Below are 24,210 nucleotides of genomic sequence, written 5' to 3'. Positions count from 1 at the left end.
TGAACAGGGGGTGGGCTGGGGGCGCATTGGCCCGGAGCCGGCAGCCTGTTGCCAAGCTGAGAGAGTACATGCCCGCTGCGCGTTTCAGTTTGTCAAACGTACAGAGCCTGCGGATTCAGTTCGGATTCCTGCAGCGGCTGGCTGCGCCAGCCCAGGGCCACGAGTACGTTGCGCAGCCGTGGATTGCCCAGTTCCGGCCAGATATGGCACAGGCCGGGAATCACGACTTTGACGGTGTGCACAGGGATGTCGGGGCGCGAGTGGTCGTAGACGATGGTTTCCAGGCCCAGGCCGCGTGCGATGTCCACGCAGCGCGCAATGACCTGGGCAATGTCCGGCGGCGTGGTGTTCGGCGTGTGCCCAGACAGTGGCGCAGGCTGTTGCGGCGGCGCATCGGCGCTGTCCGCAGGGTGCAGGAAGGCCTGCAGTGGCTCGGGCACGGCAAAGCTTTTGCCGGCCGCGATCAGCTGGCTGATTTCGGTGAGGGCGCGTTCGCAGGCCAGTGCGCGGTCCAGGCTGCAGCCAAAGCCCACGGCCCATTGGCCGGTGTCAGCGTGGCGGCCCACGGAGACGACCACGGGTATGCCGAAGTCATGCGTGATGTCCAGCAGCCAGTACGACCATTGCGGGCCGCAACTGCGGTCCAGGCGCTGGCGCGTGGCCTGGTCGATGCCTTGCAGCGCAATGGCGGGCCTGCGGATCTGGCCGTACCACCAGATGGCGGCGGCGTCGCGTTCCACCAGTTCCATGAAGCCTTGGAGGATGGCCTCTTCCCGCGTGTTGCCTGCGGCGCAGCCGTTGGAGGTCCAGCCCACGTGGTGCAGGCTTTGCGCGGGCGCATGGGCCAGGCAGAAGGCCAGCGGCAGGTAGCGGCGCGCATCGGCGGTCAGGGACCAGGCGGGAGCCCACCACAGGGGCTCGCCCTGGCCGGCGCCGGGGGCCACGGCATGCGGCGGCTTGTCGGTGGCAAAGCCGGCGGTTTGCCGCTCGCTGAAGCGGGCCAGGTCCGTGGGCGCGATGCAGGGCGCGTCCAGCTCGGCGGCGGGGGCGATGACTACGGCTTCGTCGCCCTGGTGGAAGGCGGCGTAGCGTTCGACCGCTTCGCACATGGCGCTGGCGCGGGCCTGCATGGCCGACAGGCCCTTGCCCAGGCACAGCTGTGTTCCGGAGCCGGCCAGGCTGGTGCTGCCGGGGGCCGGTGTTCTGAAGATTTCGCTGCGGTAGACGTTGAGCGCTTCGTCGGTCTCGGCCGTCAGCGGCGTGACCCGGACAATCACGCCGGTCAGCGGGCTGACGTGCTGTGACAGGCGCTGCACCGTGGTCTCGGCCGGCACGCTGCGCCAGCCGCCGTCGGTGCGCGCGGCATGCGTGCCGGGAACTGGCGCAATGCGTTCACGCTGGCGCAGGGCCATCAGCCCCGGCGTGCCGCAGTGCGGGCATTGCGGGCGGGCGGCCACCGGGTGGGGCTGGTCAGGCTCCAGCGTCCACACGGTTTGCGCCGCATCGGTGTGCGCCAGCAGGCGCTGCACCGTGGGCAGCAGGGCCTGCAGCCGCGTGGCGATGAGGTCGGCGCCGGCGCGCACGGGCGGGCAGCGGTCGCTGTCCTGAGGCTGGCCGTGCTTGCCGCCGCGTGCGGGATGGTTGCGTTGCCAGCGGTGTGCGAGGCAATGCCAGCAGGCCGCTGCCTGGGGTTTGAAAAGCGGTCCCGCCATGGCCTGCTCGCCTGTTGGCCGCACCAGCAGCCAGGGCCGGCCTGCGGCACGCTGGTTGGCGTCAATGGCGCCCAGGCGCGGGTCCAGATAGTCGTCGCAGAAAACGATGGTGAGCGGGGCGGGTGCCTGCGTGGCCGCGGCCGCAGCCCAGCGGCAGGCGGCTGTGCTGTCCAGCGCTGCAGTCAGCATGACGATGTCGATCTGCTCCGATGCCTGCAGGCGCACGGGCGGGGCCGAGAAATCCGGTTGCAGATAACCGTGGCCGTTCACGTCGCTGTGCTGCACCGGCTGTACCAGGCCCTGGCGCAGCAGGGCGCCCAGGGCGTGCAGCATCTGTGCAAGCGGCGCATCGGGCGCTGCGGCGCAGTGCTGCATGAGGCTGGTGCCGGCCTGCAGCGGGGCGTTCAGCGCCAGCACGGCGGCGGAGCCCAGGGCCAGGGTGTCGCGTTCGCTGGCCAGCAAAAGGCGGTCGCCCTGCTGCACGGGCGGCAGGAATTTCTCGTGCCAGCGAAAGGCGTGGGCGAACAGGTCCGGGGCCATGGGCTCAGGCAAGAGACGGTGCTCCGAGTTCAAGGCGGACGACGGCATAGGGGTGCTGGCCGGTGGTGGCGTGGAAGGCGGCCTCGAACAACTGGTGCTGCTGCGAGAACCGGGCATACAGGTGCTCTTGCAGGCTGATGCGGATGGCGGGGTGGATGCGCTCTATCTGCGCGCCGTCGGCAAATCCCGAGATGACGGGCAGCCGCATTCCGCCCACCTGCATGGGCAGCCGCGCAAGGGCCGGGTGCACATGGTCGAGCACGACGGTGCACGGCGGGCTGCCGGGCGCGGCAAAGCGCTGGGCCAGCTGCTGCAGCATGGCCTCCAGCGCAGCCTGGGGAAGATAGGGGCAGACGCCTTCCAGCAGCACCAGCACGGGCTGGTTGCCGGGCAGGGCGGCGGTGTCCAGCCACGAGGTGTCGAGGATGGAGCAGGCGAGGTTGGCTTCAGGGCCTGCAATGTATTGCGCGCGCAGGGCGATGGCGTCGGGCAGGTCCACGTTCAGCCAGCGTGCGGTGCCGGCCTCGGGGGCCAGGCGGTTGCGCCGCGTGCACAGGCCCGCACCCAGCGCAATGCACAGGCCGGACGGATGGGCGGTCAGAAATTCGGTGGTGAGCCGGTCGAACAGCTGCGAGCGCAGCACCACGCTGCGTACAAAGGCGGGGTCGGCCGCATGGGCCTCGCTGGCCTGGGGCAGGGCGGCGGCAATGCGGCGCGCCTCGGGGTCGGAAAAAGGCGGCAGGTCCGGCAGTTCCGAGGAAGCTGCCGGACCTGCCGCCCGGGCACGTGCCGCCAGCGTCAGCAGCAAGGTGGCCGTGGCCCCTTGCAGCTGCGCCGGTGCCGTATCAGCAGGTGAAGGGGTAGGCGTCACCGGTGTTGTTGTAGGAGGTGAGGGCGATGGCCCACAGGTCCTGCTCGGCGGGTGCCACCGGGTAGTTCAGCACGATGCCGTTCTTGATGGCCGTGCCGTCTGCGCGCTGCAGGTTCCATTCGCCGCGTGCCGCATCCCAGGTGAAGGCCTGCTCGGTCTCGAAACGCACCTGGAAGTTGAACGGGTTGTTGTAGCCCAGCCATTGGCTCAGCACGGGGGCCTTGTCCTTGCCATCGTCACGCGTCAGCTCTGCGTGGAACTCGGGCGACTGCCAGGCCAGGGCGATGGCGCGCAGCACCACGCCGCCAAAGGCCAGCAGCGAGTCCGGGCCGCCGCCGGGGATGCCCAGGCCCGTGGGCAGGGCGGCCCTGAGCGTGCCGTTGCTCGGTTCCTCGAACGAGGTGCTGACGCCCATGAAGTTGGGGAACAGCTGGTAGTAGGCGGCCAGGGCCTCGGAGGCATGGGTCTGGGGCGCCTGGGGCAGGACGATGACGAATTCGTCGTCAGGGCCGATCCAGCCGGCCGTGAGCACGGGCTTCCATTCGGCGCGCTGGGTAGGGTCGTCGCTCAGGCGCAGCGACACATCGACCTGGGGCCACTGGGTCGGCAGGCTGAAGTCGCGGTGCAGCATGGGCTGGATGTCGCGCTGCCCCAGCAGATCACGGCGGTAGGCGTCATCCTGCCAGGAGCGGGCGATGGCCCGCAGGTAGGCAAGGCGGAATGCGAGCAACGGTTCAGTATTCTGCAGCTGGGTGGTCATGTGACTTCATCCTCGGTTCAAGAAAAATGCGCCTGGCCGGGCAGGGGCCCGGACAGGTGCACGGACAGTTCAGGCCGCAGCGCGGCCAGCTCACTCAGGCGCGCGGCCACGTCCGGCCTGGCGGGTGCCAGGGCCTGCGACAGGGCCAGCGCCTCGGTTTCGGTGCGGTACTTGCCGGCGGTGCGCGCAGTCCCTGCCGCCTGGACCAGGCTGTCCTGCACGGCTGTGTGGTCTGCGCCCATGGCCAGCAGGAAGCGGGCTTTCTTCAGGTGCAGCTCGCTGCTGTGCAGCCGTTCGTCCAGCACGTCGGCCAGGCGCAGGCACTCGTCGATCTTGTCCAGGGCCTCGGCCCAGCGCCCGCTGGCCGCCAGCATTTCGGCGACGAAGGAGCGGTAGTAGGTCTGGCAGTAGCGGCAGCCCATGTCCCAGAGCAGCTGCGCCGTGCCGCTGGCGCGTTCAATGCCCTCGGCGCTGGCGCTGCCTGCGCCGTCACCCAGCGCCCAGCAGCGGATGATGTCCGCATAGCCCGAGAACGCGGGCAGGCCGTAGCGGGCCGTGATGTCCAGCAGCTCGCCCGTGGTGGCCAAGGCGCTTTCCTTGTCGCCACGCGCCTGGTGGACCAGGGCCTGGTAGAGCAGGGCCATGCTCAGGGATGGGATGTGCGAGACCTCGTGCGCCAGGCGCACGGCGTCGTTCGCATCGGCCAGCGCGGCCTGGTCGAAGCCGGCGAACCAGCGCACCAGGGCGCGCCCGCAGGTGGCCCAGACGCGCGTGTCGAAGCCGAACTCGGCCGCATGGTGGGCATGGGCCACGGGGTCGTAGCGGGTGATGGCGTCGGTCAGCGCTTCTTCGGCCTGCTCGAATCGGCCGTCGGAGTAGTGGGCCAGGCCCAGGTAGGTCTGCGCGGCCACCAGCACGCCCGTGTCCTGCTGGCGCACGGCCTGCTCCAGCAGGCGGTGGCTGAGCTGGCGCACTTCCTCGCGGTTGCTGGCCACGTGGTGGTAGGTGATCAGCATCCACAGGTGCTGCACCTGCTTGTAGTCGGCCACCGCATTGGCGCCGGGGCCGGCCAGCAGCTCCTGCGACAGCGCGATGCTTTCCACCACCTGGGCATGGGCCCAGCCGTGCTTGTTCATCAGCGCCTGGGTCACGTAGCTGTTGACGTCCAGCCGCGCCTCGCGCTGGGCCACGCCCTGGAGCTGGTGCAGCCAGTCGTCGATGTGGCGCGCGTAGGCAATGGTTTCATCGTTGAGCGAGCGCAGCTGCGTGATGCGCAACTGCCGCACCGCAAGCGCCACGGCCTGGGCATGGTCGCCCGCGTCTGCCCAGTGCTGGGCCACGCCTGCGGGTTCTGCGGCAACGCGCTGGGGCTGGTGCTGCATCAGGGCCAGGGCCACGTCGCGGTGCAGCAGCCGGCGCTGCGATGCCAGCATGCATTCGTAGGCCGTGTCGCGGATCAGCGCGTGGCGGAACATGAAGGCGCCGGCGCCCGCACGTTCATCGGCAATGACCAGGCCGGCCTGGCCCAGTTGCGCCAGTTCCTGCTCGACCTCGCCTTGCGGGCGTTCCACGCAGGCGCACAGCAGGCCGAAGTCGAAGTGCCGGCCCATGGTGGCAGCCAGTTGCAGCAGCGGCTTGAGCGGGCCGATGCGGTCAAAGCGGCTGACCAGCGAGTCGCGCAGGGTCAGCGGAATGGCGGCCGGCAGCCCGGCATGGCGAAAGTCCCAGACGCCGTCCTGCTCCACCAGGTGGGCATCCAGCAGCATGCGCGCCATTTCCTGGATGAACAGCGGCACGCCGTCGGTGCGCTCCACCACGTGGCGGATCACGGCGGGGCTGAGCCTGCGCGGCGCCAGCGTCTGGCGGGCCAGCTCGGTGGCCTGCGCGTCTTCCAGGCGCCGCACGTCCACGCACTCGGCCTGCAGGCCTTCGGGCGGCTGCCATTGCGGCCGCGCCGTGAGCACCAGCAGCACGCGCCGCCCGGGCAGGCGCGCTACCAGTTGCTCCAGCAGTTCGATGCTGGTGGGGTCGGCCCAGTGCACGTCCTCGACGACCAGCAGCAGGGGCTCGGCTTCGGACATGTGCAGCAGCCATTGCGCGGTGGACTGCAGCAGCAGCGCCCTTTGCATGACGGCCGAGATGCGGCTGGGCTCGCAGTCGCCCAGGGGCAGCGAGAGCCAGGCGCACAGAATGGGCAGGGCGGCCTCGGCATCGCAGCCTGCGGCGCGCAGGGCTTCGCGCATCTGCTCGCGGTGGTCCTGCGGGGGATCGGCCGCCTCCAGCCGCTGCCGTATCAGGCCCAGGAAAGGGGTCAGCGCGGTGTTGCGGTGCTCGGGCTGGCATTGCAGCACCACGGTGTTCGCGCCCTGTGTCCTGGCGTGGACGAGCAGCATGTCGGCCAGGCAGGATTTGCCGATGCCCGGCTCGCCGCGAATCCACAGCGCATTGCCCCCGGCTTCGCGGGCCCGCGCCCATGCGTCGTTCAGGCGCTGCAGTTCGGGTTCGCGGCCTATGCACTGCAAGGCCGCATCGGACACAGGCCCTGGCAGTGGCTCGGCCGGCTGCTCCAGCTCCAGGCGATAGGTCTGCATGCCCGTGGGCTGGCCGGGCAGGCGCAGGCTGCCGGCTTTCTCGAAGCGCGCATGGCGGGCCAGCAGGCGATGGCTGCTTTCGCTGGCCAGCAGGGTGCCCGCATCGGCGATGGCCTCCAGCCGCATGGCCACGTTGACGGCATGGCCCGAGGGTGCTTCGCCGCCGACCACCACGGCCATGCCGGTGTGCAGGCCCATGCGGATTCCGAGGTGCAGTCCGTGGACCTGCTCGATGGCGGCCGCGCGGCTGCGGCTGAGCGTCAGCAGCTCCTGCGCCGTCATGCCGGCCTGGCGGGCATCGGTGTCGCTGGTGTGCGGGTAGCCGAAGAGCACCAGCATGCGGTCGCCCAGCGTGCCCGCCAGCATGCCTCCGCGCCGGGTGGCAACGTCGGAGAACAGCGTGAGTTCCTCGCGCTGCAGCAGTTCGATGTCTTCGATGTTCAGCCCCTGCGAGGGCTGGCCTGCGGTACGTGCCGCGCTGTCCATGCCGTGGGTGTCGCTGCCCGGCCACAGGGAGACGCTGCAGCACAGCACGGTGAGCTGGCGCACTTCGGAGAACACGCGTGTGGTGGCCACGGTGCGTGTCAGGTCCGCCTGCTGCACCTGGGCGGCTGCGGGCAGTTGGCCCACCAGATCGTCCAGCCGCACGCGCATGAGGTCCCTGAGCAGGGCCGCCGCCGAGTCGCTGCGCTCCGCGGGCCGCTTCTTGAGCGCCTTGCGCAGCAAGGTGGCGATGGGGTGGGTGGAGATGGCCGGCGGCAGCTGCACTTCCTGCGGGCTGAGCTGGCGGTGCACGATCTCGGCCACCGAGGCGCCCTGCACGGCGGGCGTGCCCGTCAGGCATTCGAGGAACATCAGCCCCCAGGCATACAGGTCGGTGCGGGCGCTGGGCGGCTCGCCGCGCAGCTGCTCGGGGGCGCTGTAGGCCGGCGTGCCCAGGCACTCGTCGCCCATGGTGAGCTGCGAGACCTGCGGGCCGGCAAACTGCGGAATGACGGTGCCGATGCCGAAGTCCAGAACCATGGCGTGCCGCACGGCGCCCGTGGAGGTGACCATCACGTTGTCGGGCTTGAGGTCGCGGTGCACGATGCCGGCCGCGTGCGCGCAGTCCAGCGCATCGAGCACCTCGGCCATGAGGCGGCCGGCCTCGGCGGCAGTCAGCACGCCCTGGCGGCGGATCAGGCTTTTGAGGGTCTCGCCGGGCACATACTCGAAGACGCCGTAGACACAGTCGCCTTGCTCGCCCTTGTCCAGCAACTGGACGATGTGCGGATGGTGCAGGGACGCGCACAGCATGGTCTCGCGGTGGAAGCGCTCCACCTGGCGGCCGCCTTCCTGCAGCCTGACGACCTTGATGGCCACCGATGCACCCGTGCGCCGGTGGCGCGCGCGGTAGACGGTGCCGTAGCCACCCGATCCCAAGGTTTCCAGCAGTTCGTAATCGGGTATTTCCAGGGGGGCTGGCGCCACCGGGGTCACCGCAGCTTGCGTGGGGTTGGTGATGGCATCGTGCATTTCAGCCTCGGTTGGGGGTCCTCCTGGAGGGTATCCAGTCGTCCATTTGTCATACGGCAGACCGTGCTTTTGATACCGTTCGTTACTATAGCGTACGTCCGAATGCAATTGACTGTTTTTGCCTACGTGCTTGCCTATGGTTGCCGTCGCCGTGGCGTCCGGCGCTCAGTCCAGTTGCAGCAGTGCGCTGACGGCGGTCTGCAGCATGTCCACCAGCTCGGGGTCCATGTAGCGGTACTCATCAGGGATATCGAGCACATGCAGACGCTTTTGCGCCAGCAGCCTGCCGAAATCGGCCTTGAGGCGGGACTGGTGCCTTTCCTCCATCACGAGAATCACGTCGGCCCAGGCCACATCGTCGGCCGACACGCGGTGGCGGGCGCCCGCACTGGTGCCGCCCGAGCGCACCTGCAAGGCAGGGTGCCTGCGCCAGACCTGCTCGGCCGTGGGACTGCGCCACTGGTTGCGGCTGCAGACGAAGAGGACCTTGAGGCGGTTGTCATTGCGGGGCATGGCTGACAAGGGGGATGGATGGTTGAGAGGACTGGCGCGCAGTGTAGGGCGCCGCGGTTTGCAGGCGCTGCGCCATCGCCTATGATGCGCGGCACCTGTGAATAATCACAGCTACTTGCAACCCACGGAAAGGTCTACGCACCATGAACGGTCACTGTCTTTGCGGCGCTGTCAGCTTTGTCTCTCCCCAGGCTCGGGAAATCGGTGCCTGCCACTGTGGATACTGCCGGCGCTGGGGCGGCGGCCCCATGCTGACCGTGCATTGCGGGCCCGATGTGAAGTTCGAGGGCGGCGAGCACATCGGCACCTATGCATCCTCCGAATGGGCCGAGCGCGCCTTCTGCAGGCAATGCGGCACGCACCTGTACTACCGGCTGCACGCCACGGGCGAGTACTTTGTGCCGGCCGGCGCCTTCGAGTCGCAGGACTTCGAACTGGCCACGCAGATCTACATCGACAGGAAGCCCGGCTACTACGACTTCGCCAACCAGACACCGACCATGACCGAGGCCGAGGTCATCGCCCAATACGCGCCCCCGCAGGAATGAGGCACAGCCCCATGCCCCTGCACGATGACTCCAGCGGCCTGGCAATGGAGCCTGCCGCACGGCCCGGCGATCCGCTCGACCGGGTCGATACACCCAGCCTGGCGCTGGACCTGACCGTCTTCGACGCCAACCTGCGCACCATGCAGGACTGGGCCGACCGCCACGGCGTGGCGCTGCGCCCGCATGCCAAGGCGCACAAGTGCCCGCAGATCGCGCTGCGCCAGCTGGCGCTGGGCGCGCGCGGCATCTGCTGCCAGAAGGTGAGCGAGGCCGTGCCCTTTGTGGCGGCCGGCGTGCGCGACATCCTGATCAGCAACGAGGTCGTGGGACCCGCCAAGCACGCGCTGCTGGCCCGGCTGGCGCGCAGTGCGCGCATGGCCGTGTGCGTGGACAACGCGGCCAACCTGGTGCAGTTGTCCGAGGCCATGTCGCAGGCGGGCGTGGAGATCGACGTGCTGGTCGAGGTGGACGTGGGCCAGGGCCGCTGCGGCGTCACGGGCCCCGAGGCCGTGCTGGCCCTGGCGCGGCAGGCGCATGACCTGCCGGGCGTGAATTTCGCGGGCCTGCAGGCCTACCACGGCGCGGTGCAGCACCGGCGCAGCCGCGAAGAGCGTGCGCAGGTCTGCCGGGAGGCGGCGCGCCAGGCGGCGGCATGCGCGCAACTGCTGCGCGACAACGGCATGGCCTGCCACACCATCACGGGCGGCGGCACGGGCAGCGTGGAGTTCGACGCGGCCAGCGGCGTCTACACCGAGCTGCAGCCGGGCTCCTATGCCTTCATGGATGGCGACTACGGCGCCAACGAGTGGGACGGGACGCTGGCCTTTCGCAGCAGCCTGTACCTGCTGTCCACGGTGATGAGCACGCCCGCGCCGGACCGCGTCATCCTGGACGTGGGCCTGAAGTCCACCTCGGCCGAATGTGGGCCGCCTGCCGTGTACAGCACGCCGGGCCTGCGCTGCGTCGCCATCAACGACGAGCACAGCGTGGTGCGCGTGGAGCCGGGCGCCCAGGCGCCCGCCCTGGGCAGCGTTCTGCAGCTGCTGCCCTCCCACGTGGACCCGACATTCAACCTGCACGACGAGCTTGTGGTGCTGCAGGACGGCGTGGTGCACGCGCTGTGGCCGATTGCGGCGCGCGGGCTGTCGCGCTGAAGACGGCATGAAAGAAGCCGCCGGCCTTGCGGCACGGCGGCTTTTTTGCGTCTGCGGCCTGCTGTGGCCTGTGGCTTACAGCTCGATCTTGGCGCGGCGGATCACGTCGCCAAAGCGCTTGTTCTCTTCGACGATGAAGGCCTTGAACTCCTCGGGCGTGGGGAAGTAGTTCTCGTAGCCAAAGGTCTGGAACTTGGGCTGGATGTCAGGCTCGCGCAGGACTTTCATGGTGTCCTGGCGGATCTTCTCGACCACGGCCGGTGGCGTGGACTTGGAGACGGCAAAGGCATTCCAGCCGGTGACCACGGCATCGGCCGGGCCGCCCGATTCGGCCACGGTGGGCACGTCTTCATAGCCCTTGAGGCGGTGGGGTGCCAGCACGGCCAGGAAGCGCAGCTTGCCCGAACGCATCAGCGGGCCGGCCGTGCCCGAGGAGCCCAGCGCAAAGGCCAGCTCGCCCGTGGCCACGCTTGTGTACAGCTGGCTGGTTTCCTTGTAGATGACGTGTTCCATCTTGGTGCCCGTCAGCGACTCCAGCAGGGCCGAGCCAAGGTGCACCGGGTTGCCCACGGACCACGAGCCGTAGTTCAGCTTGCCGGGGCGCGCCTTGGCGTCGGCAATCAGGTCGGCCACGGTCTTGTAGGGGCTGTTGACGGGCACGCAGACGAAGAAGAAGGTGCGAAACAGCGGCAGGACGACCTCGAAGTCCTTGTCGATGTTGTAGGGCAGCTTTTTGAACAGGTGGGGATAGGCGGCCAGGTGGACGTTGTCCAGCTGGATGATGTCCGTGCCGTCGGTGGCGCCGCGCTTGAAGGCCTCGATGGCGATGAAGCCGTTGCCGCCGGGGCGGTTTTCCACGATGACGGGCTGGTTCCACAGGCGCGCCAGCTTGTCGGCCACCAGGCGCGAGGTGCCGTCCGGCCCGCCGCCCACGGGGAACGGATTGATGATGCGCACCTGCTTGGTGGGCCAGTTGGCGGCGGCACCCGACTGGGCACGCGCGGGCGCCAGCGCGCCCAGGGCCAGGGCGCCAAGGGCGAGGCCCGCCTGGCGGCGATTGATGCTGAAGGCGCTGTCTTTCATGGTTTGTCTCCGAGTCGCTGTTGGGCTTGCTGGGTGGCTTGGCCCTATGCCGGGAATGCACGGGCCGCTCTTGTTTTCTACGCTCTCTTGCGGGAGCGGCTGGATCATCCAGTCGCCGCATTGTGTCAGTTCGCTGCAAAGCACCTAGCCATGGCTGCCGCTAGCAGCTATAGCAAAATGGCATAAGTGAGGAGACGATAGAACATGAATTTGCAGCAGATAGAGACCTTTGTGCATGTGGCCGAGACCGGCAGCTTCAGCAAGGCGGCCGTGCTGCTGGAGACGGCCCAGCCCGCACTGAGCCGCCAGGTGCGGGCGCTGGAGACCGAGCTGCGCGAAACCCTGCTGATCCGCACCGGCCGCGGCGTGACGCTGACCGACGCGGGCCGCCGCCTGCTGGAGCACGGCCACGCCATCATGCAGCGTGTGGCGCTGGCCAAGGAGGATCTGGGCAGCCAGCGCGACGAGCCCGTGGGCCGCATCGTGGTGGGCCTGCCGCCCAGCCTGGCGCGGCGCCTGACGCTGCCGCTGATCGACCTGTTCAGCAAGGACATGCCCAAGGCCCGCCTGGCCGTGGTCGAGGGCTTTTCCATGAACATCGCCGAATGGCTGACCTCGGGCCGCATGGACCTGGGCCTGGTCTACACGCCCGAGCCGCATCCGCACATCGAGGTCACGCCCGTGCTGGAAGAGCGCCTGTGCCTGATCGGCCCGGCGCGCACCCTGGGCGGGCGCAGCGGCGTGCGCTTTGACGAGCTGTCGCAGTTCCCGTTGATCATGCCGCAGCACGGCCAGATCTTCCGCAAGCTGATGGAAGCGCAGGCCACCCTGTCCCAGGTCAAGCTCAACGTGGTCTGGGAAGTGTCCAGCGTGCCGGCCATCCTGGACCTGGTGCGCGGCGGCTACGGCTACGCCGCGCTGACCGACAGCGCCATGCGCAGCCACCTGACCGATGCCGAGCTGGTGGGCATTCCCATCGAGTCGCCCCATGTGGTGAGCACGCTGTGCCTGGCGCAGTCGGCCAAGAAAAAGGCCACGCCGCTGATCCGCAAGACCTCGCTGGCCCTGCGCGAACTGAGCCAGCAGGTGTGCGCGCCGCTCTGAGCGGCTGCAGCGACGGAGGCAGGCCGCAGGTCAGCAGGCCTCAGAGCAGCGGCCGCAGCTCCCGCGCCGCCTCCTGCAGCAGCGGCAGCAGCTCGGCCGCCATGTCGGCGGGCGCCATGCGCTGGGGCGAGGTCACGATGTTGAGCGCGGCCACCGTGCGGCCCTCCATGTTGCGCAGCGGCACGGCCAGGGCCTGCACGGCCAGCTCATGCTCTTCCAGGGCCAGGCAGAAGTCCTGTCGGCGCACTTCGTCCAGCACGCCTTCCAGCGCTGCGCTGTCGGTGACCGTGTGGGCGGTCAGGCGCCGCAGATCGTGCGATGCCAGCCATTGCCTGAGCTCGGCCGCAGGCAGGGCGGCCAGCAGCACGCGGCCCGTGGAGGTGGCATGGGCGGGCAGGCGGCTGCCCAGGTGCAGGCCGTGGGCCATGAGGCGCTGGCCGCGCTCGTGCAGGGCGCTGCGCGCGACGATGACCACCTCGTGGCCATCGCGCACCACGCAGGAAAACGACAGCTGGGTCTGCGCCGCCAGCCGGTAGAGCACGGGCTGGACGATGCGCGGCAGCCGCGCCGAGGCCAGGTAGCTGCCCGACAGCCGCAGCACCTTGGGCGCCAGCCAGAAATGGCTGCCGTCCGTCTCCAGGTAGCCCAGGTGCGTCAAGGTCAGCAGATGGCGGCGCGCGGCCGTGCGCGTGATGCCAGAGCGCTCGGCCGCCATGGTGGCGTTCAGGCGCTGGCGCTCGGTGTCGAAGCTCTCCAGCACGGCCAGGCCCTTGGCCAGTCCGGCGATGAAGTCATCCGGGTCGATGGGAAAGGGCTGGTTCATGGGCGGGGAGGGCGGGCATGCAGGTAGTGCGCGATTGTCGCGCAGATTGCGCGATCACCGCGCAACGCGTGCTGCAGCCCCTCGTCTTTGCGCTGCCTCAAAACTAATCTTGGGCGCAGGCCATGGCATGAACCGGCCATGACATCGAACAACGCAACGGAGACAAATCAATGCGCACCCAAGTCGCCATCATCGGTGCAGGCCCTGCCGGCCTGCTTCTCGGCCAGCTGCTGTACCGCGCGGGCATAGACAACGTCATCATCGAGCAGCGCAGCGCCGACTACGTGCTGGGCCGCATCCGTGCCGGCGTGCTCGAACAGGTCACGGTGGACCTGCTGGAGCAGGCCGGTGCCGACGCCCGCATGCGCGCAGAAGGCCTGCCGCACGACGGCATCGAGCTGCTGTTCGGCGGCCAGCGCCACCGCATCGACCTGCATGGCCTGACCGGCGGCAAGCGCGTCATGGTCTACGGCCAGACCGAGGTCACGCGCGATCTGATGGAAGTGCGCGCCGCCGAGGGCCTGACCACGGTCTACGAGGCCAGCAACGTGCAGCCCGTGGGCTTCGATGGCGACAGCCCCGTCGTGCGCTACGAAAAGGACGGCCAGGTCCATGAGCTGCAATGCGACTTCATCGCCGGCTGCGACGGCTTTCACGGCATCTGCCGCGCCAGCGTGCCCCAGGACAAGGTGCGCACCTTCGAGAAGGTCTACCCCTTCGGCTGGCTGGGCCTGCTGTCGGACACGCCGCCCGTCTCGCACGAACTGATCTACGCCCAGACCGAGCGCGGCTTCGCACTGTGCAGCCAGCGCAGCGCCACGCGCAGCCGCTACTACCTGCAGGTGCCGCTGACCGAAAAGGTCGAGGACTGGAGCGACGAAGCCTTCTGGAACGAACTGCGCCTGCGCCTGGACCCCGAGGCCCGCGAGCGCCTGGTGACCGGCCCCTCGCTGGAAAAGAGCATTGCCCCGCTGCGCAGCTTCGTGACCGAGCCCATGCGCTTCGGCCGCCTGTTCCTTGCCGGCGACGCGGCCCACATCGTGCCGCCCACGGGCGCCAAGGGACTGAACCTGGCCGCCTCGGACGTGGGCTACCTGTCCAGCGCCTTCGCGCAGTACTACCGCGACAAGGCGCCCGAAGGCATCGACGGCTACTCCGAGCAATGCCTGCGCCGCGTCTGGAAGGCCGAGCGTTTTTCGTGGTGGATGACCTCGCTCATGCACCGCTTTCCCGACGCGGGCGGCTTCGACACCAAGGTGCAGGAGGCGGAACTGGACTACATCGTCAACTCCCGTGCAGGCTCGACCTCGCTGGCGGAGAACTATGTGGGGCTGCCGCTGGTGTGAGAGCCGGTGTGAGGCGCCGGGCGCCGCCGAGGCTGCGCCCGCATTGATGCGCGTCTGTCGCCACAGCATTGCGCAAATTTGCAGCCCGCCTCGCCCGGACGGGTGCGGGCGAGGAGTAAGCTTGTCGGGTTATGGCGCACATCACGTTTCCCCCTCCCTATATCGCCCCCCAGAATGCAGCGCAGTCGCTGCGCGACGCAGGCTATGCGGTGCTGCGCCCCGATGAATTCGCGGCCTGGGCAGGCGTGTCATTGACCGAGCTGCATGCGCTCGATGCCGACTGGGCCCAGCTGCCGCCCGATGCCTTCCTGAAGGACGGCGGGCGCTACCGGCGCCGCCGCCATTCCTGCTTCATCGCCGGGCAGGACGGGCTGCAGCAGGTGGAGCACCGCGCGCACTGGCAGCCGGTGGAATACAACGCCCTGCATGGCGGCATGCTGCGCATGTTCGATCCCATGCGCGACGCCACGGCGCAAAGCGCCACCTGGAGCCGGCTGCTGCTGGCGCTGGCCGGCCTGTCCGACCAGGTGTTCTGCGCCCAGGGCGATGATGTGCAGCACGAGCGCTGGTTCATCGAGTCCCACCAGTTCCGCATCGACACCACGGACGGCATTGGCCGGCCCACGCCCGAAGGCGCGCACCGCGACGGCGTGGACCTGGTGGCCGTGATCCTGGTCGGGCGCGAGGGCGTGAAGGGCGGCGAGACACGCATCTTCGAGGCCACGGGCCCCAGCGGCCAGCGCTTCACGCTGACCGAGCCCTGGTCGGTGATGCTGCTGGACGATGCCCGCATGATCCACGAGACCACGCCCATCCAGCCCGAGCAGCCGGGCGGCGTGCGCGATACCCTGGTGCTGACCTATCGCCGCCAGGGTTTCCAGGGCTCGGAGCTGACGCGTCGCCGCAAGGATTGATGCAGCTCAAGACGCTGGCGCATGATGGGCGCACACTTTGGTTCATCGACCCGGCCGCCCCCGATTGTTGACGGCGGCCAAGCACAAAGGAGAAAACGCATGTTCAAGCACATCCTGGTTCCCGTGGACGGCTCCAACAGCTCGATGCTGGCGGTACACAAGGGCGTGGAGCTGGCCAAGGCCTTTGGCAGCACGCTGACGGCGGTCTACGTGGTGGACCCCTATCCGTTCACGGGCGTGGGCGCCGACTTCGCCTACGGCCAGTCGCAGTACCTGAGCGCGGCCACGGCCGAGGCCAATACCACGCTGGACGCCGTCAAGAAGATCACCGACGAGGCCGGCATCACCGCCACCACCGTGGTGGGCGAGGGCCATGCGGTGCACGAAGGCATCGTGCGCGTGCTCGAGAGCACGGGCGCCGACCTGATCATCATGGGCTCGCAAGGCCGCCGTGGCCTGGAAAAGCTGATGCTGGGCAGCGTGACCCAGCGCGTGCTGGGCGCCGTGCGCGTGCCGGTGCTGGTGGTGCGCGAGTAATCACCGGGCCGCTCGGCCCTTCGCCGGGTGAAACGTCAACGGCTCCCTCGGGAGCCGTTTTTGTTGGTGCGCTGCAGGGGGAGAGGGCGCTCAGCGATTGAGCAGCCGTGCCAGCCAGCCCTTTTTCTTGCGCTGCAGTTCCAGCTCCTGCAGCACTTCGTTCTTGAGCCTTTCCTTCTCGGCGGCAGGACTGGACTCGCGCGCCATGCGCAGATAGGCCTTGGCCGAGTCCACGTAGCCGGTGTCTTCGTTGCGGATGTGGTTGAACAGCCAGCGCGAGAGCATGCCGTGCAGCTCGGCGGCCACGTCCTCGCCCGCATCGAAGCGGGTCTGCATCTCGATCACGCGGCGCGTGAACAGCTCGTGCACCTTCTTGTGCGGGCCGGCGAACATGTAGCCGGCGCTCTCGATCAGGCTTTCCTCGAACACGAAGTGCGAGACGGTGTAGTCGATCATCTCGCCGATGACATCGCCCAGGGCCTCGCGGTCGGGCGAGGAGCGCAGCTCGTAGAGCTTGTTGATGTAATCGACGATGCGGCGGTGCTGCCGGTCGATTTCTGCAATCCCGGTGTCCAGCTCGGGGACCCAGACCAGCAATGCCATGACGTTCTCCAGGAATTCGGTGATTTCCAGAGAAGTATTCACGGGACTGTCACATAGCTCCTTGATGCAGATCAGGCTGATCTGCATCAATGAAATGCGGCGTTGGCCATTGCAGGCGGTGCCGGGCATGCAGCCCTGGCACCGCAGGCATGTCACTCGATCTTGGCGCCCGAGGACTCGACGATCTGCTTGGACTGCTTGAAGTCGGCCTGGAACATCTTGTCGAAGTCGGCCACGCTCATGGACTGGGGCTCGGCGCCCTGGGTCTGGATGGCGTCGCGCACTTCGGGCATGGCCAGCAGCTTGTTCACTTCGGCGTTGACCTTGGTCACGACGGCCGTGGGCGTGCCCTTGGGCATGAACAGGCCGTACCAGGTGCTCACGTCAAAGCCCTTGAGGCCCGATTCGGCCAGCGTGGGCGTGTCGGGCAGCGAGGACGAGCGCTTGGCCGAGGTCACGGCGATGGCGCGCAGCTTGCCGGCCTTGATCTGGCCGATGGCCGAGGGCACGGAGGACACCAGCAGGTCCACGTTGCCGGCCAGCGCGTCCATCAGGGCCGGGTTGGAGCCCTTGTAGGGCACGTGCACCAGTTGGATGCCCGCCGCCTTCTCCAGCAGCACGCCCGAGATGTGGATGCTGGTGCCATTGCCCGGCGAGCCGTAGGTCACCTTGCCCGGGTGCTGCTTGGCAGCGGCCACGATGTCGGCCAGGGTCTTGTAGGGCGAGTTCACGCTGGTGGCGATCACGATGGGCGTGTAGGCCACGTGGGCCACGGGCACCAGGTCCTTGACCGGGTTCCAGGGCAGGTTCTTGTAGAGGTAGGGGCCCAGGACCACGTTGTCCTTCTGGCCCATGACCATGTCGTAGCCCGTGGGCGCTGCCTTGGCGGCCTCGGTGATGCCGATGGTGCCGCCTGCGCCCGCGCGGTTGTCGGGCACCACGGTCCACTTGCTGACTTCGGTGAGCTTGTTGGACACCACGCGCGCGAGGATGTCGGTGCCGCCGCCGGGCGGGAAGGGCACGATCATGCGCACGGGCTTGTTCGGATAGTCGGCAGCCGCACCTTGGGCGGCTGCGGAAAAGCTCAGGCCCATGGCGGCGGCCACGGCGGTGCAGGTGATCAGTTGGCGGAACATGAAAGAAGAAACTCCAGGGTCTGATGGGGCGGTGCAACCCTCTCGCAGCGGACCGGCAGTGCCGGGCCGCCCATGCGGTGGGTTGTCGATGATCGGGGAGGGTGGTTCCGCCATCTTGCATTGGGAAACCCGCTATTTGGGCGGATTTCCGCAATCTGTGCCACAGGGGCTTCCACCAAGGAGCAGCTTGTGCCTGCTCCAGAGGGAAGCGGGCTATTTTATGCCGCCTTGGTGCCTGGCCGCAGGCCAGGCGCTCAGGCCTGCGCCAACTGCCTGTCCAGCACGCGCACCGTCTCGTACAGCACCCGGGTGCCGTCCAGCAGCTGGGCGGGTTCTATCCATTCCTCGGGCGCGTGGCTGCGGCCGTGGAGGCAGGGGATGAAGATCATGCCCATGGGGCCGGTGGGCGCCATGTAGACGGCGTCATGGCCGGCGCCACTGGGCATGCGCATGTGGGCGTAGCCCAGGTTTGCGCAGGCCTGCTCCACGCCCTGCATGACGGGCGCGGAGCAGTCCGTGGGCTGGGAGCGGCTCACGTCGGCCATCTCGGCACGCACGCGCAAGGCGGCCAGGCCGGGCAGGACTTCGGCCAGCAGTTCCTCGGGGAAGCGCTCCAGCACGCCGGCGTGGTCGCTGCGCACTTCCATCATCATCTCGACCAGGCCGGGCACGGCATTGGAGGCATTGGGCGTGAGCGATAGCCGGCCCACGGTGGCCACCACATAGTGAGGTTGGCCGCTGAGCGCGGCGGCCTTGCGGTTGGCTGCATCGATGATGCGCGCCGCGCCCACCAGCGCGTCCTGGCGTATGTCCATGGGCGTGGTGCCTGCGTGGTCGGCCTGGCCGCGCACGGTGAAGCTCACGCGGCGTATGCCCACGATGTTCGTCACCACGCCGATGGGCAGGCCGCGCTGCTCCAGCACCGGGCCCTGCTCTATGTGCAGTTCCACAAAGGCGGCCGTGCCGCCGGCGCTGCGCAGCGGGCGGTCCAGCGCCTCGGGCCGCGCGCCGATGCGGCGCATGCCTTCGGCCAGGGTTTCGCCCTCGGGGTTGCGGGCGGCCAGCATGGCGGCGTCCAGCTTGCCCGACAGCGCGCGGCTGCCTATGCAGGAGATGCCGTAGTCGCTGGGTTCTTCGGACAGGAAGTCGATCACCTCGAACGGGTGCTGCAGGGCGATGCCGTTTTCGTGCAGGCAGTGCGCGACCTCGATGCCGGCCAGCACGCCGATGATGCCGTCGAAGCGCCCGCCCATCATCACGGTGTCGCAGTGCGATCCGGTGGAGATGGGGGCACGTTGCACCGGGCCTGGGGCAGCCGGCAGGCGGCCCACCAGGTTGCCGCCTTCATCCAGATGGACCTGCATGCCCGCAGCCTCGAACTGCCCGCGCAGCCAGGCGCGGGCCTGGTCGAATTCAGGGGAGAAGGCGCGGCGGGTCCACGGCACGTCGGGCAGGGTGAAGGTGGACAGGGTCTCCACGCGGCGCCACAGGCGCTCGGCGTTGATGGGAGGAAGGTTGGGGGCGGAGGAAGCGGGCAGGGCGGTCATCGGTCTCGGTGGCGTCTGGGGCAGCTGGAATCGGGCAGCCCGAATTCTCGCGCGAAAAAAGCAGTCCTCACGGCAGGGGGCGCAGGCCCGCCAGCAGACGCTCGAGGGTGTCGAAGCTCACGGGTTTGACGAGGTGGTGGTCCATGCCGGCTTCCCGCGATCGTCTCAGGTCCTCCTCCTGGCCCCAGCCCGTGAGCGCGATCAGCACGACCTGGTCGCGGCCGTGCTCGGCACGGATGCGGCGGGCGACCTCCAGGCCGTCCATGCCGGGCAGGCCGATGTCCAGCAGCACCACTTCGGGCCTGAACGCCGCGTGCATGGCCAGGGCGCCGGGGCCGTCGCGGGCAATCTCGACTTCGGCGCCCAGCAGCCTGAGCAGCATGGCCAGGGTGTCGGCGGCGTCGATGTTGTCATCGACTACCAGGATGCGGCCGAAGGCCGTTGCATCCTCGGGCTGGGCATTCGGTGCCTGTCCCGCCAGGGGTTGAGCCTGGGTGGGCAGGGGCAGGTGCAGCCTGAATTCGCTGCCCTGGCCCTTGCCTTCGCTGAGCGCCTGCACGCTGCCGCCGTGCATCTCGACCAGGCTGCGCACCAGGGTCAGCCCGATGCCCAGGCCGCCCTGCCCACGGCGGCCGTTGCGGTCCACCTGCATGAACAGATCGAACACCTTGCCCAGCAGGGCGGGCGGGATGCCGATGCCGTTGTCGCGTACCGAGACCACGGCCTGCGCGCCATCGGTCCAGGCGGCCAGAACGATGTGGCCGCCGGAGTGCGAGTACTTGGCGGCATTGTTGAGCAGGTTGGAGACCATCTGCGCCAGCCGCATCGGGTCGGCCAGCAGCGATACGGGCGCGGCGGGCAGTTCCAGGCGCAACTGGTGGCTGCCTGCCTCCATGACCGCGCCGCTGGCCGCCACCACGCCTTGCAGCACATCGTTCAGGTCCACCAGTTCCTTGCGCAACTGGACCTTGCCCGTGGTGATGCGCGAGACCTCCAGCAAGTCGTCCACCATGCGGATCATGTGGTTGACCTGGCGCTCCAGCATCTCGTGGCTGTGGCGCGCGCTGTCGTCGCCGCTGGCGGTGCGCTTGAGGATTTGCAGGCCGTGGCTGATGGGCGCCAGCGGATTGCGCAGCTCATGCGCCAGCGTGGCCAGGAATTCGTCCTTGCGTCGGTCGGCTTCCTTGAGGTGGTGCTCGGCCTGTTTGAGTTCGGTGATGTCCTGGATGACGGAGCAGGTGCCTATGAGCTGGCCGTCGTCATCGCGCAGGGGCGCGCAGCTGACGCGCATCCACCATTCGCGGCCATCGTCGTCGGTGTGCAGCATCTCCAGACCCGGCATGACCACTTCGCCGCGCAGCGCGCGCTTGCCGGGCCAGTTCTCGGGGGCAATGGGCTGGCCCTTGTCATCCCATCCCTTCCAGCGCGGCATGCGGTCCGCCAGGGTGGAAGGAATGGCGCGCGGCATGAAGCGGTCCATGAGCGCATTGCTCAATACCATGGTGCCGCTCATGTCGGAGACGCCCACGCCCGCAGGCATCTGGTCGATGATGGCGCGCAGCTTTTTCTCGTTGGCCTGCACGGCGGCGTGGACCTGTTCGCGCACACGCACCAGCTGCAGCAGCGATGCGATGCGCGCCAGCAGCTCGCGCGCCGAAAAGGGCTTGACCAGGTAGTCGTCCGCGCCCGCGCGCAGGCCTTCGACCTGGGCCTCCTGGCCGGCCCGCGCGGACAGCATGATGACGGGAATGGCGCGCGTGGTCTCGTCACTGCGCAGCGCATGCAGCAGCTCGAAGCCGTCGAGCACGGGCATCATCACGTCGGCCAGCACCAGGTCGGGCCGCTGGCGGTGGATGCTGGCCAGCGCGGCGCGGCCATCGCCCACGATCTCCACTTCATACAGCGGCTCCAGCAACTGGCCGATGTAGCTGCGCATGTCGGCGTTGTCATCGGCGCAGACGATGCGGGCGCGTGGAGGCTGCGTACCGCGCATGTCCCGCTGCATGGGCCTGGCTTCGTGGCTGGCAGCCGGGGCGGGCTCGCCGGGCAGCCAGCGCAGGGCCTCATCCACCTGCGGGTGCGATGCAGGCGGGCGCGCGGGCCGGTGCTCGGCCGGAAGATGCGCATGCCCCCTGGGCAGGCGCACGGTGAAGCGGCTGCCTTCGCCCTCCGTGCTGCTGACCGTGACGGTGCCGCCATGCAGCCGCGCCAGCTCCTGCACCATGGCCAGGCCGATGCCCGTGCCCTCGTGCGTGCGGGCCGGCTTGCCGGGAATGCGGTGAAAACGCTGGAAGAGATGGGGCAGGTGCTGGGCCGCAATGCCCGATCCGGTGTCGGTGACGGATAGCTCCACCGCACCACAGGCCCCCCCCGCGCCGTGCGCATCATGCACATCGCGCAGCGCCACTGCGATTTCGCCTTGCAGCGTGAACTTGAAGGCGTTGGACAGCAGGTTGAGCACGATTTTTTCGTACATGTCGCGATCCACATGGACCGGTCCGTCCAGCGGCGGGCAATCCACGCGCAGCCGCAGGCCGGCTTGCTCCACGGCCGAGCGGAACATGCTGGCCAGCTCGGCCGTGGTGCGGGCCAGGTCCGTGGGCTCGTAGCTGGCCTGCATGCGCCCGGCCTCGATGCGCGAGAAGTCCAGCAGGGCATTGACCAGTTTTTGCAGGCGCAGCGCGTTGCGGTGGATCATCTGCGTCTGCCCGGCCGGCACCTGGCCGCCGTGCTCGCGCAGGGCATCTTCCAGCGGGCCCAGGATCAGGGTCAGCGGGGTGCGCAGCTCGTGGCTGACGTTGGAGAAGAACACGGTCTTGGCGTGGTCCACCTCGGCCAGGGCCTTGGCGCGCCGCGCTTCCTGCTCGTAGGCCTGGGCGTGCGCGACCACGCTGCCGGTGTGGCTTGCCACCATGTCGAGGAAGGCGCAATAGTCCACATCCAGCGGGCGGCGCGGGCTGACGCCCAGCACCATCACGCCCGATACCTGGCCGTCGCCCGACCAGCGCACAGGCACGATGCGCGCCAGACGCGAGGCCTCGGGCCAGGGGCCGCCGGGCAGGGACAGGCCCAGGGGCGCCAGTTCCACATTGGCGGGCTGGCCCGGCTGGGCCGCCTGATCCGCCTGATGCGCCTGGACCGTTAGGTCCGCTCGGTCCGATGGATCGGATTGCACGGCCCGGTCCAGCGGCCAGCGCGAGGGGTCGGCCGCCAGCTCCATGTCCAGATCCATGCCCGTGGCGCAGAGAAGCCTGAAGGCCGGGCCGCTGGCGCCTGCGCTGCCCGCGGCAGGGGTGTCCACGCATTCGTAGATGATGGCGAAGGGCACGTCATAGGGGTTCTCGTCCAGCACGGCGCAGACTTTCTGGGCGGCGTCCCTGGCGTTGTGCATGTCCAGCGTGCGTATGCCCAGGCGGTGCAGCGTCTCCAGGCGCCTGCGGCTGACGATTTTTTCCGTGGTCTCGGTGCAGGGGCAGAACACGCCCTGCACGGTGACGCCGTCATCGGCCAGGATGGGGCCGTAGGTGAAGGTCACGAAGACCTCTTCCTGCGGCAGGTCGCGGTCGAAGAAGTAGCGGGCGTCGGTGGACCAAGTGGCCTCGCCGGTACGCATCACGCCTTCCAGCATGGGGCCGATATCGCTCCAGATCTCGCTCCAGCAGTGCGCGCCGGCCTGGCCCAGCGCCTGGGGGTGCTTGCTGGTTCCCAGGAAGGGGATATAGCCATCGTTGTAGATCAGGCGGAAGTCTTCGCCCCACCAGATGGTGATGGGAAAGCGCGAGCCCAGCGCCAGGCTCACGGCGTTGCGCAGGGTCTGCGGCCAGCCGTCCGGCGCTCCCAGGGGCGTGGCCGCCCAGTCGTGGGAACGCACGCGTGCCGGCATTTCGCCGCGCTGCGGCAGGAATCGAAAACTGTCTTCTGAGTTCACACTTTCTCCCACGGCAATTGCGGGTCTCGGGTCTCGGGCCTGGCCGCAGTCGCGGTTATTTTGACTTGGACTGGCCCGCCTGCCTGCCCCGGCCCGAGCCCGACAGCTTGCCGCCGCCGCTTTGCCTGTTCACGGTGGCCCAGGCGCGCTTTTCAGCTTCTTCGTGGCCTACGCCGCGCGACTCGTAGCTGTCTTCGATATGCCGAGCCTGGCGCTTTTGCTTATCGGTATAGGCCGATTTGTCACCTTGTGGCATGTCACTCTCCCTTGCGCGTCTGTTCCTGCTCCGGGGACGGTGGCAGCTCGATGGGCGGCGCCGTGGTGGGCGGGTCTATGGGCTCGGGCCCGCGCGGGCGGCCGGGCTGGCGGTTGGGATCATCGGGGGCCACGGGGTCGTTGGGCGTGGTCGGCACCTGGGGAATATTGGGTGCGTGGGGCAGGGGGTGGTTCATGGTGCGTGTCCTTTTGGGGGTGTGTGGTGATGGGGGGGTGCATGCCCTCTCAGCGCGCAGGCGTGGAGGTGGGAGCAGGGGCCGTGGCCGGATCAGCCTGCTGCGGCGCGGCGGAAGGCGCGGGCGGCGACGCGGGCTGTGTCGCGGGAGACGGTGAGGGCGAAGGCGTTCCAGTCGCTCCAGTGGCGCTGGGCGCATCCAGCCGGCCCTTGGGGGCCATGAAGTTGAACATCAGCACCAGGATCAGTGCGACGGCGGCGGTGAGTGCGCCTATGCGCAAGGGCCAGCGTCCGTCACGGATGTGGTTGTTCTCGCTGCGCTGGCGTTCGAGGGGGGCATGCATTCGGCGGGGTGAGTTGTCCATGGCGGGCTCCTTCAGTCCATGAGCTTTCACCTTAGGCCGGGCGGCGGCCTGCAACTGTCGGACAAGGCATGCCGTGCGGGAGCGACAAGCCGCTGCACGGCGGTGGGGCTTGGCAGGACGGGCCGGACAGGCTTTTGGACGGGCACGCCGCTTGCCACCAAGCCAGGTT

20 protein-coding genes are annotated in these 24,210 nt (G+C 68.7%); 6 read left to right on the top strand and 14 right to left on the bottom strand.

Translation table 11 applies throughout. The annotated features are described in order from the left end of the window. Nucleotides 1-92 precede the first annotated feature (92 nt). The 5 genes from A4F85_RS03015 to A4F85_RS02995 form a co-directional block, all read right to left on the bottom strand. The gene (locus A4F85_RS03015; RefSeq protein WP_063325613.1) at nucleotides 93-2,300 is read right to left on the bottom strand and encodes a TOMM precursor leader peptide-binding protein; all 2,208 of its coding nucleotides are present in this window, start codon (nucleotides 2,298-2,300) and stop codon (nucleotides 93-95) included. Further along, nucleotides 2,257-3,123: a class I SAM-dependent methyltransferase gene (locus A4F85_RS03010; RefSeq protein ID WP_231890429.1), complete on the bottom strand. Its 867-nt coding sequence runs from the start codon at nucleotides 3,121-3,123 to the stop codon at nucleotides 2,257-2,259. Before A4F85_RS03010 ends, A4F85_RS03015 begins: the two co-directional genes overlap by 44 nt. Beyond that, nucleotides 3,098-3,883: a BMA_0021/BMA_0022 family TOMM bacteriocin gene (locus A4F85_RS03005; RefSeq protein ID WP_013801906.1), complete on the bottom strand. Its 786-nt coding sequence runs from the start codon at nucleotides 3,881-3,883 to the stop codon at nucleotides 3,098-3,100. The genes A4F85_RS03010 and A4F85_RS03005 overlap by 26 nt, the downstream gene beginning before the upstream one ends. Nucleotides 3,884-3,900: 17 nt before the next feature. Then, on the bottom strand, nucleotides 3,901-7,989 hold the full coding sequence (locus A4F85_RS03000) for a TOMM system kinase/cyclase fusion protein (RefSeq protein ID WP_063325612.1): 4,089 nt from the start codon (nucleotides 7,987-7,989) through the stop codon (nucleotides 3,901-3,903). A gap of 165 nt (nucleotides 7,990-8,154) precedes the next feature. Further along, complete coding sequence (locus A4F85_RS02995; protein ID WP_063325611.1) at nucleotides 8,155-8,502, bottom strand: low molecular weight protein tyrosine phosphatase family protein; 348 nt, start codon at nucleotides 8,500-8,502, stop codon at nucleotides 8,155-8,157. 143 nt (nucleotides 8,503-8,645) lie between these two features. Here A4F85_RS02995 and A4F85_RS02990 point away from each other — a divergent pair, with 143 nt between their 5' ends. Continuing rightward, nucleotides 8,646-9,050 carry a GFA family protein gene (locus A4F85_RS02990; RefSeq protein ID WP_063325610.1) on the top strand — a complete coding sequence of 135 codons (405 nt, stop codon included), beginning with the start codon at nucleotides 8,646-8,648 and terminating at the stop codon, nucleotides 9,048-9,050. A gap of 11 nt (nucleotides 9,051-9,061) precedes the next feature. Next, a complete protein-coding gene (locus tag A4F85_RS02985; RefSeq protein ID WP_063325609.1) occupies nucleotides 9,062-10,204 on the top strand; it encodes a DSD1 family PLP-dependent enzyme in 1,143 nt (380 codons plus the stop codon). A gap of 75 nt (nucleotides 10,205-10,279) precedes the next feature. On the opposite strand, the gene A4F85_RS02980 is transcribed toward A4F85_RS02985, so the two are convergent. Next, on the bottom strand, nucleotides 10,280-11,287 hold the full coding sequence (locus A4F85_RS02980; protein WP_013801912.1) for a Bug family tripartite tricarboxylate transporter substrate binding protein: 1,008 nt from the start codon (nucleotides 11,285-11,287) through the stop codon (nucleotides 10,280-10,282). A 204-nt stretch (nucleotides 11,288-11,491) separates the two neighbouring features. Here A4F85_RS02980 and A4F85_RS02975 point away from each other — a divergent pair, with 204 nt between their 5' ends. Further along, nucleotides 11,492-12,391: a LysR family transcriptional regulator gene (locus A4F85_RS02975; RefSeq protein WP_013801913.1), complete on the top strand. Its 900-nt coding sequence runs from the start codon at nucleotides 11,492-11,494 to the stop codon at nucleotides 12,389-12,391. A gap of 40 nt (nucleotides 12,392-12,431) precedes the next feature. On the opposite strand, the gene A4F85_RS02970 is transcribed toward A4F85_RS02975, so the two are convergent. Beyond that, nucleotides 12,432-13,214, bottom strand: coding sequence for an IclR family transcriptional regulator domain-containing protein (locus tag A4F85_RS02970; protein ID WP_012206162.1), 783 nt, complete (start codon nucleotides 13,212-13,214; stop codon nucleotides 12,432-12,434). A gap of 170 nt (nucleotides 13,215-13,384) precedes the next feature. Here A4F85_RS02970 and pobA point away from each other — a divergent pair, with 170 nt between their 5' ends. The 3 genes from pobA (at nucleotide 13,385) to A4F85_RS02955 (ending at nucleotide 16,011) form a co-directional block, all read left to right on the top strand. Next, nucleotides 13,385-14,560 (top strand): 4-hydroxybenzoate 3-monooxygenase, encoded by a 1,176-nt coding sequence (gene pobA, locus A4F85_RS02965; RefSeq protein WP_013801914.1) that lies wholly within the window; start codon nucleotides 13,385-13,387, stop codon nucleotides 14,558-14,560. Between the two features lie 131 nt (nucleotides 14,561-14,691). Then, nucleotides 14,692-15,474, top strand: a complete 783-nt coding sequence (locus tag A4F85_RS02960; protein ID WP_043791151.1) for a 2OG-Fe dioxygenase family protein — start codon at nucleotides 14,692-14,694, stop codon at nucleotides 15,472-15,474. A 99-nt stretch (nucleotides 15,475-15,573) separates the two neighbouring features. After that, nucleotides 15,574-16,011 (top strand): universal stress protein, encoded by a 438-nt coding sequence (locus A4F85_RS02955; protein ID WP_012206159.1) that lies wholly within the window; start codon nucleotides 15,574-15,576, stop codon nucleotides 16,009-16,011. Nucleotides 16,012-16,101: 90 nt separating this feature from the next. Here A4F85_RS02955 and A4F85_RS02950 read toward each other — a convergent pair whose 3' ends face one another. The 7 genes from A4F85_RS02950 to A4F85_RS02920 all read right to left on the bottom strand — a co-directional run bounded on the left by A4F85_RS02950 (nucleotide 16,102) and on the right by A4F85_RS02920 (nucleotide 24,041). After that, entirely contained in the window at nucleotides 16,102-16,656 is a 555-nt protein-coding gene (locus A4F85_RS02950) for a bacteriohemerythrin (RefSeq protein ID WP_224986183.1), read from the bottom strand. 110 nt (nucleotides 16,657-16,766) lie between these two features. Beyond that, nucleotides 16,767-17,750, bottom strand: a complete 984-nt coding sequence (locus A4F85_RS02945) for a Bug family tripartite tricarboxylate transporter substrate binding protein (protein ID WP_043825246.1) — start codon at nucleotides 17,748-17,750, stop codon at nucleotides 16,767-16,769. Nucleotides 17,751-18,004: 254 nt separating this feature from the next. Then, nucleotides 18,005-19,297: a Zn-dependent hydrolase gene (locus tag A4F85_RS02940; protein ID WP_063325608.1), complete on the bottom strand. Its 1,293-nt coding sequence runs from the start codon at nucleotides 19,295-19,297 to the stop codon at nucleotides 18,005-18,007. Between the two features lie 67 nt (nucleotides 19,298-19,364). After that, entirely contained in the window at nucleotides 19,365-23,225 is a 3,861-nt protein-coding gene (locus A4F85_RS02935; protein WP_197485442.1) for an ATP-binding protein, read from the bottom strand. A gap of 55 nt (nucleotides 23,226-23,280) precedes the next feature. Continuing rightward, nucleotides 23,281-23,481, bottom strand: a complete 201-nt coding sequence (locus tag A4F85_RS02930; protein WP_013801919.1) for a hypothetical protein — start codon at nucleotides 23,479-23,481, stop codon at nucleotides 23,281-23,283. A 1-nt stretch (nucleotide 23,482) separates the two neighbouring features. Beyond that, nucleotides 23,483-23,677, bottom strand: coding sequence for a hypothetical protein (locus tag A4F85_RS02925; protein WP_012206153.1), 195 nt, complete (start codon nucleotides 23,675-23,677; stop codon nucleotides 23,483-23,485). Between the two features lie 49 nt (nucleotides 23,678-23,726). Next, on the bottom strand, nucleotides 23,727-24,041 hold the full coding sequence (locus tag A4F85_RS02920; RefSeq protein WP_063325606.1) for a hypothetical protein: 315 nt from the start codon (nucleotides 24,039-24,041) through the stop codon (nucleotides 23,727-23,729). Nucleotides 24,042-24,210: the final 169 nt, after the last annotated feature.

Origin of the sequence: Delftia sp. GW456-R20, from assembly GCF_001622915.1 — a bacterium.
In the GTDB taxonomy this organism is placed as follows: Bacteria; Pseudomonadota; Gammaproteobacteria; order Burkholderiales; family Burkholderiaceae_C; genus Comamonas; species Comamonas acidovorans.
The sequence above is the reverse complement of the archived record's forward strand: the minus strand, read 5'-3'. Positions and strand labels throughout refer to the sequence as shown.

Coding starts and splice junctions, on each gene's coding strand:
- A4F85_RS02995 (WP_063325611.1), bottom strand. CDS start 8,502: ATGCCCCGCAATGACAACCGCCTCAAGGTCCTCTTCGTCTGCAGCCGC.
- A4F85_RS02930 (WP_013801919.1), bottom strand. CDS start 23,481: ATGCCACAAGGTGACAAATCGGCCTATACCGATAAGCAAAAGCGCCAG.
- A4F85_RS02940 (WP_063325608.1), bottom strand. CDS start 19,297: ATGACCGCCCTGCCCGCTTCCTCCGCCCCCAACCTTCCTCCCATCAAC.
- A4F85_RS02920 (WP_063325606.1), bottom strand. CDS start 24,041: ATGGACAACTCACCCCGCCGAATGCATGCCCCCCTCGAACGCCAGCGC.
- A4F85_RS02990 (WP_063325610.1), top strand. CDS start 8,646: ATGAACGGTCACTGTCTTTGCGGCGCTGTCAGCTTTGTCTCTCCCCAG.
- A4F85_RS03015 (WP_063325613.1), bottom strand. CDS start 2,300: ATGCCGTCGTCCGCCTTGAACTCGGAGCACCGTCTCTTGCCTGAGCCC.
- A4F85_RS02980 (WP_013801912.1), bottom strand. CDS start 11,287: ATGAAAGACAGCGCCTTCAGCATCAATCGCCGCCAGGCGGGCCTCGCC.
- A4F85_RS02925 (WP_012206153.1), bottom strand. CDS start 23,677: ATGAACCACCCCCTGCCCCACGCACCCAATATTCCCCAGGTGCCGACC.
- A4F85_RS02970 (WP_012206162.1), bottom strand. CDS start 13,214: ATGAACCAGCCCTTTCCCATCGACCCGGATGACTTCATCGCCGGACTG.
- A4F85_RS02945 (WP_043825246.1), bottom strand. CDS start 17,750: ATGTTCCGCCAACTGATCACCTGCACCGCCGTGGCCGCCGCCATGGGC.
- A4F85_RS02955 (WP_012206159.1), top strand. CDS start 15,574: ATGTTCAAGCACATCCTGGTTCCCGTGGACGGCTCCAACAGCTCGATG.
- A4F85_RS02975 (WP_013801913.1), top strand. CDS start 11,492: ATGAATTTGCAGCAGATAGAGACCTTTGTGCATGTGGCCGAGACCGGC.
- A4F85_RS03005 (WP_013801906.1), bottom strand. CDS start 3,883: ATGACCACCCAGCTGCAGAATACTGAACCGTTGCTCGCATTCCGCCTT.
- A4F85_RS02960 (WP_043791151.1), top strand. CDS start 14,692: ATGGCGCACATCACGTTTCCCCCTCCCTATATCGCCCCCCAGAATGCA.
- pobA (WP_013801914.1), top strand. CDS start 13,385: ATGCGCACCCAAGTCGCCATCATCGGTGCAGGCCCTGCCGGCCTGCTT.
- A4F85_RS03000 (WP_063325612.1), bottom strand. CDS start 7,989: ATGCACGATGCCATCACCAACCCCACGCAAGCTGCGGTGACCCCGGTG.
- A4F85_RS02985 (WP_063325609.1), top strand. CDS start 9,062: ATGCCCCTGCACGATGACTCCAGCGGCCTGGCAATGGAGCCTGCCGCA.